Below are 17,535 nucleotides of genomic sequence, written 5' to 3'. Positions count from 1 at the left end.
AGTCAAAAAATGGTAGGCCGGATAAGGCGAAGCCGCTACCCGGCAAGTCGTCAGATCGCACTCCACTCCATAATAAACTCCGCAATCCCATCCACATCATTTAAATCCAGTACCGGAACTTCAAGTGGCAATACAACATCACTTGCCACCGCAATCACATGCTCATCCAGCGTTAACTCACTAAAATCATGCCCGGCATCGCTTCTGAATAGCAGGATCTTAGGCACGGCCTCATGCTTAAATCCCTCAATCAGCACCAGATCCAGGGTGGAGTGATCCATCCGACTGACAAGATAAGCGAGATCCAGCGGCGCCTCGTCCGGCGTTTCTGTCATTAACGCCCAGCGTTGAGAACTTGCCACCATCGTTTGCGCTGCACCCGCTTTACGCAGCTCAAAGCTGTCTTTTCCCGGTTTATCGACATCCATATTATGGTGGGTATGCTTAATCAATCCTGGACGGATACCTCTGGTACACAGCGCAGGAATGAGCTTTTTCAGCAGCGTGGTTTTCCCGGTTCCACTCCAGGCGGATATGGCTACAACAGGTATCATTTTTTCTCCTGCATCATCTGCAAATCTTCATGCGTATTCACATTCACAAACGCTGATTTCACATCGCTAAAATCAACGGAATGGCCGCCAGACTCACGCATGAAGACCATTACCCTGCGCTCTCCCCCAGCCAGATAGCTCTGCAGAGCAGGAGCTAGCGATCTGTGCATTAATGCGATAGCAGGATGGTCACGCTCGCCGTCATGTACCCAAACCACTGGAGCTGTACTGCGAAGCTGTAATAAACGCTCGGCAAGACAGGACGGAATAAACGGGGTATCGCAGGGGCAGAAGATAAACCACTCTCCTTGAGACTGTTGTATGACCGAAAGCATACCGGCCAGCGGTCCTGGGTAATCCTCAACGATATCCTGGTAGACGGCGTACCCGCTGCTTCGGTAAGTGTCGATATGCCGGTTAGCGCTGATGGCCATTGTCGACACCTGGCCTGAGAGCGTATCGGCGACATGCTGCCATAAGGGTTTTCCATTAAGAAGCTGAAGCCCCTTATCTTTTCCGCCCATTCGCGTTGCTCTGCCGCCTGCCAGAACGACCCCGATGATTTCCTGGCTAAGATTCACGAATATCGCCTCTTTTATTGTGGGATTGACCCTGCTAACGTGTCACTCTAAATGAAAGGAGCACCACCATGAAATGTAAACGTCTGAATGAAGTTATTGAACTCCTACAGCCCGCCTGGCAAAAAGAGCCAGAGCTAAATCTGATGCAATTTTTACAGAAACTGGCGAAAGAGTCAGGTTTTGACGGCGATCTGGCTGACCTTTCTGACGACATCCTGATCTACCACCTTAAAATGCGCGACTCTGCCAAAGATGCTGTTATTCCTGGTATTCAGAAAGATTATGAGGAAGATTTTAAGACCGCATTATTGCGCGCACGAGGCGTAATTAAAGAGTAAAAGCTTGTAAGCGGCGGCACCGAAATCGCCACAAGATGATATCCTGAATCATTCGTATAATTTCCGGATGATCGGATGAACGACCAGGCTTTTACTTTCCAGACATTACACCCGGACACCATTATGGATGCCCTGTTTGAACAGGGTATTCGGGTGGATTCCGGGCTAACACCTTTAAACAGCTACGAAAACCGCGTCTATCAATTTCAGGACGAGGATCGTCAGCGCTACATCGTAAAATTCTATCGTCCTGAACGCTGGTCCGCAGAACAAATTCAGGAAGAGCATCAGTTTGCTCACGATCTGCTGGATGACGATGTTCCCGTTGCCGCACCGCTGAAATTCAATAACCAAACGCTCCTCATGCACGAAGGGTTTTACTACGCTGTATTCCCGAGCCTGGGGGGGCGCCAGTTTGAAGCGGATAATATCGATCAGATGGAGTGGGTTGCCCGCTATCTTGGGCGTATACACCAGACGGGACGCAAAAAAGCCTTTATTGCCCGCCCGACTATCGGGATTCAGGAATACCTTCTTGAACCGCGCCAAGTATTCGAAACGTCTGCAATGATCCCCGCAGCGCTAAAGGATGATTTCCTCAACGCCACCGATAAGCTTATTGCTGCAGTGAAAACCTGCTGGCGCGATGATATTTCCGTCCTGCGCCTGCATGGCGATTGTCACGCCGGGAATATTCTCTGGCGTGACGGCCCGCTCTTTGTCGATCTCGACGATGCGCGCATGGGGGCAGCGGTTCAGGACCTGTGGATGCTGCTCAATGGCGATAAAGCCGAGCAGCGCATGCAGCTTGAAACCATTATTGAAGCTTATGAAGAATTTAGCCCGTTTAATTCAGACGAAATTGCCCTGATTGAGCCTTTACGTGCGATGCGTTTTGTTTATTATCTCGCATGGTTAATCAGGCGTTGGGACGATCCGGCATTTCCTCGCAATTTCCCGTGGCTTACCGGAGAGGATTACTGGCGTAGCCAGATATCTACATTTACTGAGCAGGTTAAGGTTCTTCAGGAGCCCCCTCTGCAATTAACGCCGATGTATTAATGGACACACCCAGGAGAGAGTTAATCATGAAAAAAATTTGGCTGGCGCTGGCAGGTATGATTCTGGCATTTAGCGCTTCTGCTGCGCAGTTTACCGACGGCAAACAGTACATCACGCTGGACAAGCCGGTCGCTGGCGAGCCACAGGTTCTGGAGTTCTTCTCGTTCTATTGCCCACACTGCTATCAGTTCGAGCAGGTGCTGCATGTTTCTGACAACGTGAAGAAAAAGCTGCCGGAAGGCACAAAAATGACCAAGTACCACGTCGAGTTCCTGGGCCCATTGGGTAAAGACCTGACTCAGGCATGGGCGGTGGCGATGGCACTGGGCGTGGAAGATAAGATCACTTCGCCAATGTTTGAAGCCGTACAGAAAACACAGACCGTTCAGACCACTGCGGATATCCGTAAAGTGTTCGTTGATGCCGGCGTGAAAGGTGAAGAGTATGATGCCGCATGGAACAGCTTCGTGGTGAAATCACTGGTTGCCCAGCAGGAAAAAGCGGCTGCTGACCTCCAGCTTCAGGGCGTTCCGGCGATGTTTGTTAACGGCAAATATCAGCTGAACATGCAGGGCATGGACACCAGCAGCATGGATATCTTCGTACAGCAGTATGCTGATACCGTGAAATACCTGGTTGAGAAGAAGTAATTTCACTGATGTAAAAACGCCGGTCACTGACCGGCGTTTTTGTATGAAGATTTAATCTTGCCTATCTGTTCGTCTTTCTCTTTCCAAAGCGTATTAAGCCACTGCTGGAAACGACGTTTGAAATTCTTGTCGTTAACGTAATCACCGTGCAGTTCAGCGTCAATCGGAACCAGGTCGACATGCACGACAATGCGCGTCAGTTTGCCGCTGAGCATGTCAAAGAATGGCGTCCTGTCGTTTTCCGGATAGCAGAGCGTGACGTTAAGAAGTTTATCGAACTGTGCTCCCAGCACGTTAAGCGCCATCGCAATCCCCGCTGCCTTTGGCGGCAACAGATGCTGATAAGGAGAGCGAGTTTGCTGGCGCTTCTCTTCCGTAAACCGGGAACCTTCAACAAAGTTCACGATAGTCGTTGGATGCGCGCGAAACTTTTCGCAGGAACGGCGCGTGGTCTCCACATCTTTGCCGCGACGCTCGGGATGACGAATCAAATAGCTGCGCGAATAGCGTTTCATAAACGGCATATCTAGCGCCCAGCAGGCCAGCCCAATAAAAGGTACCCAGGCGAGCTGCTGTTTCAGAAAATATTTGTTCATCGGGATGTGTTTGCGAAAAAGCACGCATAACACCACGATGTCCGCCCAGCTGTGATGATTGCAGATCAGCAGATACCAGTTTTTCTTGTTAAGACTCTCCAGCCCTTTGATATCCCACTTCAGATGCGGGTTCAGGCACAGCAGGATCGCCAGCCCTTCGCACCAGCAGTACATCATGAAATTACAAAATGCGGACACGGCTCGCCACACCATGGGGACAGGCAGCAGCAGTTTAATGATCCCGGCTACGATGATCGGCACAGAACATGCGACAGTCACCAGAATAGTTAAAATGATGCTTAACAGTAATGTTATTGCAGCGAGCAATCTCGACATGATGAGCTTTTTCAGGTAGTTAGCTTTAAGTTAGCGGCCAGCTATTCGACGCTGGGCGCTGATTTTACCAGAAAACGGACAAATTAATGGCGCTTTCATGTGATGATTTGACCGCTTTTACCCTGTCGTAGACGATTTCACTGTGATTCCGCGCTTATCAAGGCTTATATCCACATAGACTAAATTGCCATCAGTTGGCCATATAGATAAGATCTAATGCCATAACAGCATGATAATTAAGAGCTAAAAAATAAGTCATATGTGTATTTTGTGTCTGTTATTCATATGAAGTGAAAATATGCACAAACTTATCCACAGTTTGAATTTTGCGAGCGATCCTCACGATCGCAAAATCTTTTCCTGTATCAGGCGCTAATAACTGATGTTTTCATCCTTCTGTGGCATCCTTTACCCATAAATTGATTAAAGGCACGGACATTATGGTTCAGATCCCAGAAAACCCTCTTATTCTCGTCGATGGCTCTTCTTACCTGTATCGGGCATACCATGCGTTTCCTCCTCTGACCAATAGCGCAGGGGAACCCACCGGCGCAATGTACGGCGTGCTGAACATGCTGCGCAGCCTGATCCTTCAGTACCAGCCAACCCATGCGGCTGTGGTCTTTGATGCGAAAGGCAAAACGTTCCGCGATGAGCTGTTTGAGCATTACAAATCTCACCGTCCGCCAATGCCTGACGATCTGCGCGCGCAGATTGAACCGCTGCACACCATGGTAAGAGCGATGGGGCTGCCGCTGCTGGCCGTCTCTGGCGTTGAAGCCGATGACGTCATCGGTACGCTGGCGCGTGAAGCAGAAAAGATGGGTCGTCCTGTACTGATCAGCACCGGTGATAAAGATATGGCGCAGCTGGTGACGCCAGGTATCACCCTGATTAATACCATGACCAATACCATTCTGGGGCCTGAAGAGGTTGTCACTAAGTATGGCGTGCCGCCTGAGCTGATTATCGACTTCCTTGCGTTGATGGGCGACTCCTCGGATAACATCCCGGGTGTCCCTGGCGTTGGTGAGAAAACCGCGCAGGCTCTGCTTCAGGGGCTGGGCGGGCTGGATACGCTCTACGCGGAATCAGACAAAATCGCCGGGCTCTCCTTCCGTGGCGCAAAAACCATGGCCGGAAAACTGGAAGAGAACAAAGAGGTGGCTTATCTCTCCTATAAGCTGGCTACAATCAAAACCGATGTCGAACTGGAGCTGGGCTGTGAGCAGCTTGAGGTGCAACAGCCTTCTGCTGACGATCTGCTGAGCCTGTTTAAGAAATACGAATTCAAGCGCTGGATCACCGACGTGGAAGCCGGTAAATGGCTACAGGCAAAAGGGGCCAAACCTGCTGCAAAGCCGAAGGAGACGATTGTTGTTGAAGCAGAAGATCAGGCTGAAGAAGAAGCCGTGGCGCTTTCATTCGACAACTACGAAACCATTCTTGAAGAGTCACAGCTGATCGCCTGGATCGAGAAGCTGAAAAAGGCGCCGGTCTTTGCCTTTGATACCGAAACTGACAGTCTCGATAACATCTCAGCCAATATGGTTGGCCTGTCATTTGCGACAGCGCCGGGTATTGCAGCCTACGTTCCTGTGGCGCACGATTACCTGGATGCGCCGGAGCAGCTCTCCCGTGAACGCGTGCTTGAGCTGCTGAAGCCGATCCTGGAAGACGAAAAGGCGCTCAAGGTTGGGCAAAACCTCAAGTACGACCGCGGCATTCTGCAAAACTACGGCATTGAACTGCGTGGGATCGCCTTCGACACCATGCTTGAATCCTACATTCTGGACAGCGTCGCGGGCCGCCATGATATGGATTCCTTATCTGACCGCTGGCTTAAGCACAAAACGATTACCTTCGAAGAGATTGCCGGAAAAGGGAAAAATCAGCTCACCTTTAACCAGATTGCTCTTGAAGAGGCGGGTCGCTACGCGGCGGAAGATGCTGACGTCACGCTGCAGCTGCATCTGAAGATGTGGCCAAAACTGCAGAAGCACGAAGGTCCGCTGAACGTGTTCCAGCATATCGAGATGCCGCTGGTGCCCGTGCTATCCCGCATTGAACGCAACGGCGTGAAAATCGACCCAACGGTGCTGCATAACCACTCCGGGGAGCTGGCGCAGCGCCTGACCGAGCTTGAGCAAAAAGCGCATGAGCTTGCAGGCGAGCCGTTTAACCTCTCTTCACCGAAGCAGCTGCAAACCATTCTGTTTGAAAAGCAGGGCATCAAGCCGCTGAAGAAAACCCCTGGCGGCGCACCATCAACCTCTGAAGAGGTGCTGGAAGAGCTGGCGCTGGATTACCCGCTGCCAAAAGTGATTCTGCAGTACCGTGGTCTCGCGAAGCTGAAGTCGACCTACACCGACAAGCTTCCGCTTATGATCAACCCGAAAACGGGTCGCGTGCACACGTCGTATCATCAGGCTGTTGCGGCGACCGGTCGTCTCTCGTCAACCGATCCCAACCTGCAGAACATCCCGGTACGTAACGAAGAGGGCCGTCGTATTCGCCAGGCTTTCATCGCACCAGAGGATTATCTGATTGTCTCTGCTGACTACTCGCAAATCGAACTGCGCATTATGGCGCATCTGTCCCGTGACAAAGGCCTGCTTACCGCGTTTGCCGAAGGGAAGGATATCCACCGGGCAACCGCGGCGGAAGTCTTCGGCTTGCCGCTGGACAGCGTGACCAACGAACAGCGCCGCAGTGCTAAGGCGATCAACTTCGGTCTGATCTACGGCATGAGCGCGTTCGGCCTTTCACGCCAGCTCAACATTCCGCGTAAAGAGTCGCAGAAGTATATGGATCTCTACTTCGAGCGTTATCCGGGCGTGCTGGAATATATGGAACGCACACGCGCGCAGGCGAAGGAAAAAGGTTACGTCGAAACCCTGGATGGCCGCCGTCTCTACCTACCGGACATCAAATCCAGCAACGCGGCGCGCCGCGCTGGCGCAGAGCGTGCGGCGATCAACGCCCCGATGCAGGGTACCGCGGCGGACATTATTAAGCGTGCAATGATCGCTGTTGATGCCTGGCTGCAAGAAGAGAAACCTCGCGTGAAAATGATTATGCAGGTACACGATGAACTGGTATTTGAAGTGCACAAGGATGACCTCGACGCCGTGTCGAAGAAGATCCACGAACTGATGGAAAGCAGCATGACGCTTGATGTGCCGTTGCTGGTGGAAGTGGGAAGTGGTGAAAACTGGGATCAGGCTCACTAACGATTCTTCGCATAACGCGCTATTTATGTAAGTTTGCAACATTAGAACGCGCGTTTTGTGACGATCATTAGAATTCCCTATGTAAAGAATGAAAAAAAACTACAAAAAGTGCTTTTTCTGCAGCACAAAAAGGGGTAGAGTTATCGGCGTAGGGTACAGAGGTAAGATGTTCTATCTTTCAGACCTTTTACTTCACGTAATCGGATTTGGCTGAATATTTTAGCCGCCCCAGTCAGTAATGACTGGGGCGTTTTTTATTGCGGCAAAGAAATGTTCAGGCAAAAAAAGCGCGGCCATTGCCGCGCCCGGTATTACTCTTCTTCCGCTTCCTTCGCGGGTTCCAGCTCGCTAAACCAGGTATCGAGTTTCTGACGCAACTTGTCCACGCCCTGCTTTTTCAGCGAGGAGAACGGCTCAACCTGCACATCACCGTTGAACGCCAGCACCGCTTCGCGAACCATATTCACCTGCGCTTTACGCGCGCCGCTCGCCAGCTTATCGGCTTTCGTCAGCAGCACCAGTACGGCGATATCGCTTGCTACAGCCCAGTCGATCATCTGCTGATCGAGATCTTTTAGCGGGTGACGAATATCCATCAGCACCACCAGACCTTTCAGGCACAGACGTTTTTCCAGGTATTCACCCAGCGCACGCTGCCACTTGATTTTCATCTCTTCCGGTACCTGCGCGTAACCGTAGCCCGGTAAGTCGACCAGGCGTTTGCCCTCTGCGACTTCAAACAGGTTGATCAGCTGGGTACGGCCAGGTGTTTTTGAGGTACGCGCCAGGCTCTTCTGATTGGTCAGCGTATTCAGGGCGCTGGATTTCCCCGCATTGGAGCGGCCAGCAAAGGCCACTTCAATACCGGTATCAGAAGGCAGGTGGCGAATATCGGGCGCACTGGTGACAAAATGCGTCTGTTGGTAGTTCCAGGTAGTCACGTGGTCGTCTCCAAAATCGTAATCTGAGGGGGATTATACCCGAATGCAGGCAAAAGGCTTTTCTGATTACTATGCCGTGTAGGCGAATGCCCCCACCGGTGTGAGAGATCGCCCAGTGAGACTATGGGAGATTTCAGAGAATTCGCAGGCGTTAAAAAATGCAAACTGTTTTAAATCATAAGCTTATTTTCGGGTAATTGTCTGAAAATCTCTTTTTATGCCGTTTCGTTGCTTGTTAGTTTAACGGAACAAGGTAAAGTGTGCGTCAGGGCGAGGAAGCCAACAGGAAATCGACTTAAGGATTAGGGTCAGGAGCGCCAGGAGGCGAAGACGCAGGATTGTCAGGACGACCAGCGCCTGGAGGCGTTTTAAAAGGAAATGGAACCGTATCACGGACGGTATTAGCCAAGGGATAAACAGGGTTTGTTGTTGGCAAACATGGAATGTCTGACCCGCTAAGGGTTGTGAGTCAGGAAAAAAGGCGACAGATTGCTCTGTCGCCTTTTTTCTTTGCTTGCTTTCTGCTAGATTTCGCCGCAATTCTATACTGAAGAAAACGACTTAAAGATAAAACATCATGAAAAAACCAACCTCCGCTGCGGGCGCGAAACGCCCTGCAAAAGCACGCCGCAAAACGCGCGAAGAACTGAACCAGGAAGCGCGCGACCGCAAACGCGACAAAAAACATCGCGGTCATGCTGCGGGTAGCCGTGCCAACGGTGGTGGTGCAGCGGGCGCTTCTGCAAAAGGCAAGCAGCAGAAAGATCCTCGTATCGGTAGTAAAACTCCCATTCCACTGGGCGTGACAGACACCCCGGTCACTAAGCAGCACAAACCAAAGAGCGAGAAACCTATGCTTTCACCGCAGGCTGAGCTGGATTTGCTGGAGAACGATGAGCGCCTGGACGCGCTGCTGGAACGTCTTGAAGAGGGTGAAACCCTGACCGCTGAAGAGCAGTCATGGGTGGATGCCAAACTGGATCGTATTGATGAACTGATGCAGAAGCTGGGCCTGTCATACGACGATGACGAAGATGAAGAAGAAGACGAGAAGCAGGAAGATATGATGCGTCTTCTGAAGGGTGGAAACTAACATTTGCACCCGGCAGGCACGATAGTCCTGCTTATAACCCTTCCGGTTATATGTTATCTGGTGTGGTTATTCGTTAAACTACGGCGGTTGTCGCGGCGACAGAAGTGGCTGCGCACCCGAATGATGGCCCGCAATGGGGTCAGAACGGGCCGCCGTATACGAACGCGACACCAACGGAAGGAGTGAGCATGTCAGCATCAACTATCGACTGGGATTTGGCCCTAATCCAGAAATATAACTATTCCGGGCCGCGTTATACGTCATACCCCACCGCGCTGGAGTTCTCCGATGCCTTCGGAGAGCGTGATTTCCAGCAGGCTGTCGCGCGCTATCCTGAGCGTCCGCTGTCGCTCTACGTCCATATTCCGTTCTGCCACAAGCTTTGCTACTTCTGCGGCTGCAATAAAATCGTGACCCGCCAGCAGCATAAAGCCGACCAGTATCTTGATGCGCTCGAACAGGAAATTGTGCATCGCGCGCCGCTGTTTAAAGGCCGTCACGTGAGCCAGCTTCACTGGGGCGGCGGTACGCCAACCTATCTGAACAAAGCGCAAATAAGCCGCCTGATGGCGCTTCTGCGCGGCAATTTCAGTTTTAATGCTGACGCTGAGATCTCGATCGAAGTCGATCCGCGTGAAATTCAGCTGGATGTCCTGGATCATTTACGCGCAGAAGGATTCAACCGTCTGAGCATGGGCGTACAGGATTTCAATAAAGAGGTTCAGCGTCTGGTGAACCGCGAGCAGGACGAAGAATTTATCTTTGCCTTACTCAATCACGCGCGTGAGATTGGTTTCACCTCGACCAATATTGACCTGATTTACGGCCTGCCAAAGCAAACGCCGGAAAGCTTCGCCTTCACGCTGAAGCGCGTGGCTGAACTTAACCCGGACCGCCTGAGCGTCTTTAACTATGCGCATCTGCCAACGCTCTTTGCCGCCCAGCGCAAAATCAAAGATGCCGATCTTCCTTCTGCCCAGCAGAAGCTGGATATCCTGCAGGAAACCATCACCTCGCTGACCGACACCGGCTATCAGTTTATCGGCATGGATCACTTTGCCCGCCCGGATGACGAGCTGGCCGTTGCTCAGCGCGAAGGGGTCCTGCACCGTAACTTCCAGGGATACACGACCCAGGGCGATACCGATTTACTGGGAATGGGTGTCTCCGCCATTAGCATGATTGGCGACTGCTACGCGCAGAACCAGAAAGAGCTGAAGCTGTATTACCAGCAGGTTGATGAGACTGGCAACGCGCTGTGGCGCGGCATTGCGTTAACGCGTGATGACTGTATCCGTCGCGATGTGATTAAGGCGCTTATCTGCAACTTCCGTCTCGATTTCAGCGATGTGGAAGCGCAGTGGGAACTGAACTTCAGCGATTATTTCGCGGAAGATCTGAAGCTGCTGGCGCCGCTGGCGAAAGACGGGCTGGTGGATGTGTCGGAGAGAGCGATAGAGGTCACCCCGAAAGGGCGTCTGTTGATCCGTAATATCTGCATGTGCTTTGACGCGTATCTGCGTCAGAAAGCGCGAATGCAGCAGTTCTCGCGAGTGATTTAAACTGTAATGCCGGGTGGCGGCTTCGCCTTACCCGGCCTACAAAAGTGCGAAATGTAGGCCTGGTAAGCGAAGCGTCACCCGGCTTTTCATCGCCAACTCGCTAGCTAAACAGCCCAACCAGCGCCGCGCACAACATAGCCGCAACGGCTGTTTGTGGCGTGTGGCTTTCAGCGGCTCCGCTAGAGAGCATATTCACGAATGTTTCCAGCATGATGTTCACCCCCAATTTCCGGGCACGATCATACAAAACTCATCGGAACAGTAAAGCGCAAAATAACGACGATTTGCGTTCAATTAATAACCTTTACACAGCGGCGTGAGATCATTCCATTCCCAGCTCTTTCAGCTTGCGCGTCAGGGTATTGCGACCCCATCCCAACAGGCGAGCGGCTTCCTGCTTGTGACCCTGCGTATGACGAAGCGCGGTGGTCAACAGCGTACGCTCCATCTCAGGCTGAGCCTCAGACAGCAGGTTTTGATGACCGGAACGCAGCGCGCGGTCGGCCCACTGCGCCAGCAGCGTCGCCCAGCTGTCCGGCAGCGCGTGTCCGCTACTGCTTTCCGGCGCGGTCGCCTCAAACAGTTCGGCCGGTAAATCCTGAATCAGCACTTCCTGACCGGCAGCCATCACGGTTAACCAGCGGCAGGTGTTTTCCAGCTGACGCACGTTGCCCGGCCACGCCAGACGCGTCAGAGCGGCATCGGTTTCCGGGTGAAGCTGCTTGGCTTCCACGCCCAGCTCGCGGGCAGCCACCTGCAGAAAATGACGCGCCAGGCGGGGAATATCTTCCCGACGTTCACGCAGCGGCGGCAGATGAACGCGGATGACGTTAAGACGGTGGAATAAATCCTCACGGAATTTGCCTTCCTGCACGCGTTGCTCCAGGTTCTGGTGGGTCGCGGCGATAATACGCACGTCCACTTTCACCGGCGCATAGCCGCCCACGCGATAAAACTGCCCGTCGGCCAGCACGCGCAGCAGGCGGGTCTGAACGTCCAGCGGCATATCACCAATTTCATCCAGGAACAGCGTGCCGCCGTCAGCCTGTTCGAAGCGCCCCTGGCGAATGGTATTTGCGCCGGTAAATGCCCCTTTTTCATGGCCGAACAGTTCGGACTCAATTAAATCCTTCGGGATCGCCGCCATATTCAGGGCGATGAACGGGGCTTTTGCCCGCGGGCTATGGCGATGCAGTGCATGCGCCACAAGCTCTTTACCGGTGCCCGATTCGCCGTTAATCAAGACGCTGATGGACGAGCGGGACAGACGGCCAATAATGCGAAACACGTCCTGCATCGCCGGCGCTTCGCCAATGATGTCGGTGGTTGGCCCAAAATCGGGCGCGTGGCGTGGCTGTTGCTGCTCCTGATAATGGCTAATCGCGCGCTCAACCAGCGCCACCGCTTCGTCGATATCAAACGGTTTGGGCAGGTAATCGAACGCCCCTTGCTGATAGGCGCTCACTGCGGCATCCAGATCGGAGTGCGCGGTCATTATGATGACCGGTAGCATAGGGTGGCGTTGTTTGATCTGCTTTAACAGCGCCAGCCCGTCCATGCCCGGCATACGGATATCCGACAGCAGAACATCGGGCGTTTTAGTGGTGAGTGCGTCGAGCACTTCGCTGCCGCTCTCAAACGTCGTGCAGCTTAATCCTGCCCCTGTGAGCGCGCGTTCAAGCACCCAACGGATGGAGCTATCGTCATCGACTACCCAGACTATCCCTCGTTGCATAAACGTCACCTTTATTTTTTAATCGGCAGGAAAACCGAAAACTCGGTATGTCCCGGCCAACTGGTAAATTCAATTTTCCCGGAGTGTTGGTCGATCAAACTGCGGGCAATGGATAAGCCCAGGCCGGTTCCGCCTTCACGGCCGCTGACCATCGGGTAGAACAGGGTGTCCTGCAGATGCGATGGAATGCCGGGCCCGTTATCCTCAACGTCGATTCGGGCCGCAAGCCGGTAGCGCACGCCGTGTAACGTGAGCTGGAAGGCGGTGCGGGTGCGTAAAATAATCTCGCCGCCTTCAGGTCCCAGCGCCTGCAGAGCATTACGCACAATATTCAACAGGACCTGCTCAATCTGATCCGGGTCATGGGCCAGTTCCGGCAGGCTTGGGTCGTAATCACGTACCAGCGTGACGTTCTCCGGCAGCTCCATTGAGACGAGCTTCACCACCCGCTCAGCCACTTTATGGATGCTTTCAGTGACGTGCATTCCCGGCTGCTGCGGACCGAGAAGACGGTCTACCAGATTCCGCAGACGGTCCGCCTGCTCAATGATGACGTTGGTATATTCCGCCAGCGCAGGGTCAGGCAGCGCCTTGGTCAGAAGCTGCGCCGCGCCGCGTAACCCACCCAGCGGGTTTTTGATTTCATGCGCCAGACCGCGCACGAGGTCACGGGCTGCAATCTGCTGCGCATGCTGAAGCTGCTCCTGGCTCAGTCGACGCTGATTATCCATCGGCGCCATTTCCAGCAGGATCAGGCCTTCGGGAAGACGTTGCGCGGTTAGCGACAGAATGTGCGAGCGCCCGTCGATCACCAGCGTCACTTCGTTATCGGTGAAACCCTGGCCTGCCTGTAAGCTTTCCTGCATCAGGCCAATATTCAGCGAAAAATAGCTCAGGAGTTCCGGAAGCGGGGTACCGAATAGTTTACGTGCGCTTTGGGCAAGCAGCTGCTGTGCCGCCGGGTTGGCGTAATGAACGGCCAGCTCGTCATCGACCAGCAAAATGCTGTTAATCAAAGAATTGAGGATCTGCCCAGCATCGGGCAGCGTGCCAGTTGCCATTCAGCAGTCTCCTGGAGTCGTTTGCACTAATTTAGTGCAGTATAGCGTTTTCGGCGTAAAAAGCGCGTGAGATCAGATTGTTGGTGGAGAAAAAAGCCCATCCGGAGATGGGCTAAAAGTTTCCACGGCAACTACTCCCGGCGCTTGTCACGCCGGGTAAAACAACTTAATTAAACGCTGTAGTACAGTTCGAACTCAACCGGATGCGGAGTCATGCGCACGCGGTCGTTCTCTTCAGTGCGCAGGGCGATGTAGGCATCGATAGCGTCGTCAGTGAATACGCCACCTGCAGTCAGGAACTCGCGGTCTGCGTCCAGCGCCTGCAGGGCTTCTTCCAGAGAGCCAGCAACCTGTGGGATCTCTTTCGCTTCTTCTGGCGGCAGGTCGTACAGGTTTTTGTCCATCGCTTCGCCCGGGTGGATCTTGTTCTTGATACCGTCCAGACCTGCCATCAGCAGTGCTGCGAAGCACAGGTATGGGTTAGCCGCTGGATCCGGGAAGCGTACTTCGATACGACGCGCTTTAGGAGACGCCACCACCGGGATACGGATAGAAGCAGAACGGTTACGTGCAGAGTAGGCCAGCATCACTGGCGCTTCGTAGCCCGGGACCAGACGCTTGTAGGAGTTGGTGGTTGGGTTCGCCAGGGCGTTGATCGCTTTAGCGTGTTTGATTACGCCGCCGATGTAGTACAGCGCCTGCTCGGACAGGCCAGCATATTTGTCGCCAGAGAACAGGTTGGTACCGTTCTTGGACAGAGACATGTGGCAGTGCATACCGGAACCGTTATCGCCAAACATTGGTTTTGGCATGAAGGTCGCGGTTTTACCGAAACGGTGCGCAACGTTGTGCACAACGTATTTGTAGATCTGAATTTCGTCCGCTTTTTTGGTCATGGTGTTGAAGCGGGTTGCCACTTCGTTCTGACCAGCAGTCGCCACTTCGTGGTGGTGAGCTTCAACAACCAGGCCCATCTCTTCCATCACCAGACACATGGTGGAACGAATGTCCTGTGCAGAATCGACCGGAGGAACCGGGAAGTAACCACCTTTAACGCCAGGACGGTGACCTTTGTTACCACCTTCATATTTGGTGGAGGAGTTCCATGCACCTTCGATGTCGTCGATAGCAACGTGGGAGCCAGAGATAGAAGCACCGAAACGGATGTCATCGAACAGGAAGAATTCTGGCTCTGGCCCGAACAGAACGGTGTCTGCGATGCCGGTAGAACGCAGGTACTCTTCAGCGCGTTTCGCGATAGAACGTGGGTCGCGGTCGTAGCCCTGCAGCGTGCCTGGCTCGAGGATGTCGCAACGGATGATCAGGGTTGGTTCTTCGAAGAACGGATCAATGACCGCAGTGGTTGCATCTGGCATCAGAACCATGTCGGATTCGTTAATGCCTTTCCAGCCACCAATGGAGGAGCCGTCAAACATTTTGCCTTCTTCAAAGAATTCGGCGTTCACCTGATGAGCAGGGATTGTGACGTGCTGTTCTTTACCTTTGGTGTCGGTGAAGCGGAGATCAACAAACTTCACTTCATGTTCGTTCAGCATCGTCAAAACGTGTTCAGCGGACATACTTAACTCTCCAGATTGGTCATTGTCGTCGTGGTAACGAGGTCTTCAGTTTCTGTTTGTACTGGCTGTTGCCATGTAATTTTTATAAAGCGAAATCTGTGCCAACTTTTAAATCACCCCAAAAAGGCGTTATCATGCGCACCATAGTGCAAAAGGGCTGCACCACGATGGATTTGTTGCACCAGTATAGTGCTTCAATGTGAACATTGAGCACCATATTGGTGCAATTTACGTTAAAGTGCCCTTTTTCGCTCCGTGAAAGCGATCACAAAGCATCTCTGCAATACTTGTTTGCGGAGGATGTTTGTGATCCTGTTTTGTAGTGCGATTAATCCGTGTACAATAACGCGCTATTTCTAATGCCTGAGGCAAAGTTGTGATCGAAAATTTGCGTAACATCGCCATCATCGCGCACGTTGACCATGGTAAAACTACCCTGGTTGATAAGCTGCTGCAGCAATCCGGTACGTTTGATGCGCGTGCCGAAACTCAAGAGCGTGTGATGGACTCCAACGATTTGGAGAAAGAGCGTGGGATTACCATCCTCGCGAAAAACACCGCGATTAAATGGAATGACTACCGTATCAACATCGTTGATACCCCAGGGCACGCCGACTTCGGTGGTGAAGTTGAGCGCGTGATGTCCATGGTGGATTCCGTGCTGCTGGTGGTTGACGCATTTGACGGCCCAATGCCGCAAACGCGCTTCGTGACCAAAAAAGCATTTGCCCATGGCCTGAAACCAATTGTTGTTATCAACAAGGTTGACCGTCCTGGCGCACGTCCTGACTGGGTTGTTGATCAGGTATTCGACCTGTTCGTTAACCTCGACGCGACCGACGAACAGCTGGACTTCCCTATCATTTACGCTTCGGCGCTGAATGGTATCGCGGGTCTGGACCACGAAGATATGGCGGAAGACATGACCCCGCTGTATCAGGCGATTGTCGATCACGTACCGGCACCGGATGTTGATCTGGATGGTCCACTGCAGATGCAGATCTCCCAGCTGGACTACAACAACTACGTTGGCGTCATCGGTATCGGTCGTATCAAACGCGGTAAAGTGAAGCCAAACCAGCAGGTTACTATCATCGATAGCGAAGGCAAAACCCGTAACGGTAAAGTTGGCAAAGTGCTGACTCACCTGGGTCTGGAGCGTATCGACAGCGATCTGGCTGAAGCGGGCGACATCATCGCTATCACCGGTCTGGGCGAGCTGAACATCTCTGACACCATCTGCGACCCGCAGAACGTGGAAGCGCTGCCAGCCCTGTCTGTTGATGAACCAACCGTTACCATGTTCTTCAACGTCAACACCTCTCCGTTCTGTGGTAAAGAAGGTAAGTTCGTTACCTCTCGTCAGATCCTTGACCGCCTGAACAAAGAGCTGGTGCACAACGTTGCGCTGCGCGTTGAAGAAACCGAAGATGCTGATGCATTCCGCGTTTCTGGTCGTGGTGAGCTGCACCTGTCTGTTCTGATCGAAAACATGCGTCGTGAAGGTTTCGAAATGGCGGTTTCCCGTCCGAAAGTTATCTTCCGCGAAATCGACGGCCGTAAACAAGAGCCGTTCGAAAACGTGACGCTGGACGTTGAAGAGCAGCACCAGGGTTCTGTGATGCAGGCGCTGGGTGAGCGTAAAGGCGACCTGAAAAACATGAATCCAGATGGCAAAGGCCGCGTACGTCTCGACTACGTGATCCCAAGCCGTGGCCTGATCGGATTCCGTTCTGAGTTCATGACCATGACCTCCGGTACCGGTCTGCTGTACTCCACCTTCAGCCACTACGACGACGTGCGTCCGGGCGAAGTGGGCCAGCGTAACAACGGCGTGCTGATCTCCAACGGTCAGGGTAAAGCGGTTGCGTTTGCGCTGTTCGGTCTGCAGGATCGCGGTAAGCTGTTCCTGGGTCACGGTGCTGAAGTTTACGAAGGCCAGATCATCGGTATTCACAGCCGTTCTAACGACCTGACCGTAAACTGCCTGACCGGTAAGAAACTGACCAACATGCGTGCGTCCGGTACTGACGAAGCAACGGTTCTGGTTCCACCGATCAAGATGACCCTGGAGCAGGCTCTGGAATTCATCGATGACGACGAACTGGTAGAAGTGACTCCGCTGTCTATCCGTATCCGTAAACGTCACCTGACCGAGAACGATCGTAAACGTGCAATGCGCGGTGCGAAAGAAGAGTAATACGGTCAATCTA

The 17,535-nt window shown here is 52.9% G+C and carries 16 protein-coding genes; 8 read left to right on the top strand and 8 right to left on the bottom strand.

The window, feature by feature from the left end; all coding sequences use genetic code 11:
* Nucleotides 1-50: 50 nt before the first annotated feature.
* Nucleotides 51-554 (bottom strand): molybdopterin-guanine dinucleotide biosynthesis protein MobB, encoded by a 504-nt coding sequence (gene mobB / locus LRM19_RS19995; protein ID WP_127732679.1) that lies wholly within the window; start codon nt 552-554, stop codon nt 51-53.
* Nucleotides 551-1,135 (bottom strand): molybdenum cofactor guanylyltransferase MobA, encoded by a 585-nt coding sequence (gene mobA / locus LRM19_RS19990; protein WP_115876963.1) that lies wholly within the window; start codon nt 1,133-1,135, stop codon nt 551-553. The genes mobB and mobA overlap by 4 nt, the downstream gene beginning before the upstream one ends.
* A 68-nt stretch (nt 1,136-1,203) precedes the next feature.
* Here mobA and LRM19_RS19985 point away from each other — a divergent pair, with 68 nt between their 5' ends.
* The 3 genes from LRM19_RS19985 (at nt 1,204) to dsbA (ending at nt 3,185) form a co-directional block, all read left to right on the top strand.
* Nucleotides 1,204-1,473 carry a YihD family protein gene (locus LRM19_RS19985; RefSeq protein WP_008501866.1) on the top strand — a complete coding sequence of 90 codons (270 nt, stop codon included), beginning with the start codon at nt 1,204-1,206 and terminating at the stop codon, nt 1,471-1,473.
* Nucleotides 1,474-1,548: 75 nt separating this feature from the next.
* Nucleotides 1,549-2,535 carry a serine/threonine protein kinase gene (locus tag LRM19_RS19980; protein WP_271369686.1) on the top strand — a complete coding sequence of 329 codons (987 nt, stop codon included), beginning with the start codon at nt 1,549-1,551 and terminating at the stop codon, nt 2,533-2,535.
* Between the two features lie 26 nt (nt 2,536-2,561).
* Nucleotides 2,562-3,185 (top strand): thiol:disulfide interchange protein DsbA, encoded by a 624-nt coding sequence (gene dsbA / locus LRM19_RS19975; protein ID WP_045285687.1) that lies wholly within the window; start codon nt 2,562-2,564, stop codon nt 3,183-3,185.
* A gap of 23 nt (nt 3,186-3,208) precedes the next feature.
* Here dsbA and LRM19_RS19970 read toward each other — a convergent pair whose 3' ends face one another.
* A complete protein-coding gene (locus tag LRM19_RS19970; RefSeq protein WP_133295371.1) occupies nt 3,209-4,117 on the bottom strand; it encodes an acyltransferase in 909 nt (302 codons plus the stop codon).
* 440 nt (nt 4,118-4,557) lie between these two features.
* On the opposite strand from LRM19_RS19970, the gene polA reads away from it, so the two are divergent.
* Together polA and LRM19_RS21250 are read left to right on the top strand one after the other, a co-directional pair.
* The gene (gene polA, locus LRM19_RS19965) at nt 4,558-7,350 is read left to right on the top strand and encodes a DNA polymerase I (protein WP_271369685.1); all 2,793 of its coding nucleotides are present in this window, start codon (nt 4,558-4,560) and stop codon (nt 7,348-7,350) included.
* Nucleotides 7,351-7,516: 166 nt separating this feature from the next.
* Nucleotides 7,517-7,564, top strand: coding sequence for a spot 42 RNA, inhibition of DNA synthesis (locus LRM19_RS21250; protein WP_071892919.1), 48 nt, complete (start codon nt 7,517-7,519; stop codon nt 7,562-7,564).
* A 97-nt stretch (nt 7,565-7,661) separates the two neighbouring features.
* Here LRM19_RS21250 and yihA read toward each other — a convergent pair whose 3' ends face one another.
* A complete protein-coding gene (gene yihA / locus LRM19_RS19960) occupies nt 7,662-8,291 on the bottom strand; it encodes a ribosome biogenesis GTP-binding protein YihA/YsxC (protein WP_111963937.1) in 630 nt (209 codons plus the stop codon).
* A 577-nt stretch (nt 8,292-8,868) separates the two neighbouring features.
* On the opposite strand from yihA, the gene yihI reads away from it, so the two are divergent.
* Together yihI and hemN are read left to right on the top strand one after the other, a co-directional pair.
* On the top strand, nt 8,869-9,384 hold the full coding sequence (gene yihI, locus LRM19_RS19955; protein WP_032644299.1) for a Der GTPase-activating protein YihI: 516 nt from the start codon (nt 8,869-8,871) through the stop codon (nt 9,382-9,384).
* A 188-nt stretch (nt 9,385-9,572) separates the two neighbouring features.
* The gene (gene hemN / locus LRM19_RS19950; protein WP_115876966.1) at nt 9,573-10,946 is read left to right on the top strand and encodes an oxygen-independent coproporphyrinogen III oxidase; all 1,374 of its coding nucleotides are present in this window, start codon (nt 9,573-9,575) and stop codon (nt 10,944-10,946) included.
* Nucleotides 10,947-11,046: 100 nt separating this feature from the next.
* Here hemN and LRM19_RS19945 read toward each other — a convergent pair whose 3' ends face one another.
* The 4 genes from LRM19_RS19945 to glnA all read right to left on the bottom strand — a co-directional run bounded on the left by LRM19_RS19945 (nt 11,047) and on the right by glnA (nt 15,322).
* A complete protein-coding gene (locus tag LRM19_RS19945; protein WP_136196048.1) occupies nt 11,047-11,157 on the bottom strand; it encodes a YshB family small membrane protein in 111 nt (36 codons plus the stop codon).
* 111 nt (nt 11,158-11,268) lie between these two features.
* On the bottom strand, nt 11,269-12,681 hold the full coding sequence (gene glnG, locus LRM19_RS19940) for a nitrogen regulation protein NR(I) (RefSeq protein WP_008501858.1): 1,413 nt from the start codon (nt 12,679-12,681) through the stop codon (nt 11,269-11,271).
* 11 nt (nt 12,682-12,692) lie between these two features.
* On the bottom strand, nt 12,693-13,742 hold the full coding sequence (glnL, locus tag LRM19_RS19935) for a nitrogen regulation protein NR(II) (RefSeq protein ID WP_008501857.1): 1,050 nt from the start codon (nt 13,740-13,742) through the stop codon (nt 12,693-12,695).
* 170 nt (nt 13,743-13,912) lie between these two features.
* Entirely contained in the window at nt 13,913-15,322 is a 1,410-nt protein-coding gene (gene glnA, locus LRM19_RS19930) for a glutamate--ammonia ligase (RefSeq protein WP_008501856.1), read from the bottom strand.
* 376 nt (nt 15,323-15,698) lie between these two features.
* On the opposite strand from glnA, the gene typA reads away from it, so the two are divergent.
* A complete protein-coding gene (typA, locus tag LRM19_RS19925) occupies nt 15,699-17,522 on the top strand; it encodes a ribosome-dependent GTPase TypA (RefSeq protein WP_008501854.1) in 1,824 nt (607 codons plus the stop codon).
* Nucleotides 17,523-17,535 lie beyond the last annotated feature (13 nt).

Origin of the sequence: Enterobacter sp. PI-10, from assembly GCF_027947695.1 — a bacterium.
Lineage (GTDB): Bacteria > Pseudomonadota > Gammaproteobacteria > Enterobacterales > Enterobacteriaceae > Enterobacter > Enterobacter vonholyi.
This window is presented reverse-complemented; position numbering and strand designations above follow the sequence as displayed.

Excerpts from the sequence above, each read along its gene's own strand:
- mobB (WP_127732679.1), bottom strand. The coding sequence starts at position 554 with ATGATACCTGTTGTAGCCATATCCGCCTGGAGTGGAACCGGGAAAACC.
- LRM19_RS19985 (WP_008501866.1), top strand. The coding sequence starts at position 1,204 with ATGAAATGTAAACGTCTGAATGAAGTTATTGAACTCCTACAGCCCGCC.
- LRM19_RS19980 (WP_271369686.1), top strand. The coding sequence starts at position 1,549 with ATGAACGACCAGGCTTTTACTTTCCAGACATTACACCCGGACACCATT.
- dsbA (WP_045285687.1), top strand. The coding sequence starts at position 2,562 with ATGAAAAAAATTTGGCTGGCGCTGGCAGGTATGATTCTGGCATTTAGC.
- LRM19_RS19970 (WP_133295371.1), bottom strand. The coding sequence starts at position 4,117 with ATGTCGAGATTGCTCGCTGCAATAACATTACTGTTAAGCATCATTTTA.
- polA (WP_271369685.1), top strand. The coding sequence starts at position 4,558 with ATGGTTCAGATCCCAGAAAACCCTCTTATTCTCGTCGATGGCTCTTCT.
- yihI (WP_032644299.1), top strand. The coding sequence starts at position 8,869 with ATGAAAAAACCAACCTCCGCTGCGGGCGCGAAACGCCCTGCAAAAGCA.
- hemN (WP_115876966.1), top strand. The coding sequence starts at position 9,573 with ATGTCAGCATCAACTATCGACTGGGATTTGGCCCTAATCCAGAAATAT.
- LRM19_RS19945 (WP_136196048.1), bottom strand. The coding sequence starts at position 11,157 with ATGCTGGAAACATTCGTGAATATGCTCTCTAGCGGAGCCGCTGAAAGC.
- glnG (WP_008501858.1), bottom strand. The coding sequence starts at position 12,681 with ATGCAACGAGGGATAGTCTGGGTAGTCGATGACGATAGCTCCATCCGT.
- glnL (WP_008501857.1), bottom strand. The coding sequence starts at position 13,742 with ATGGCAACTGGCACGCTGCCCGATGCTGGGCAGATCCTCAATTCTTTG.
- glnA (WP_008501856.1), bottom strand. The coding sequence starts at position 15,322 with ATGTCCGCTGAACACGTTTTGACGATGCTGAACGAACATGAAGTGAAG.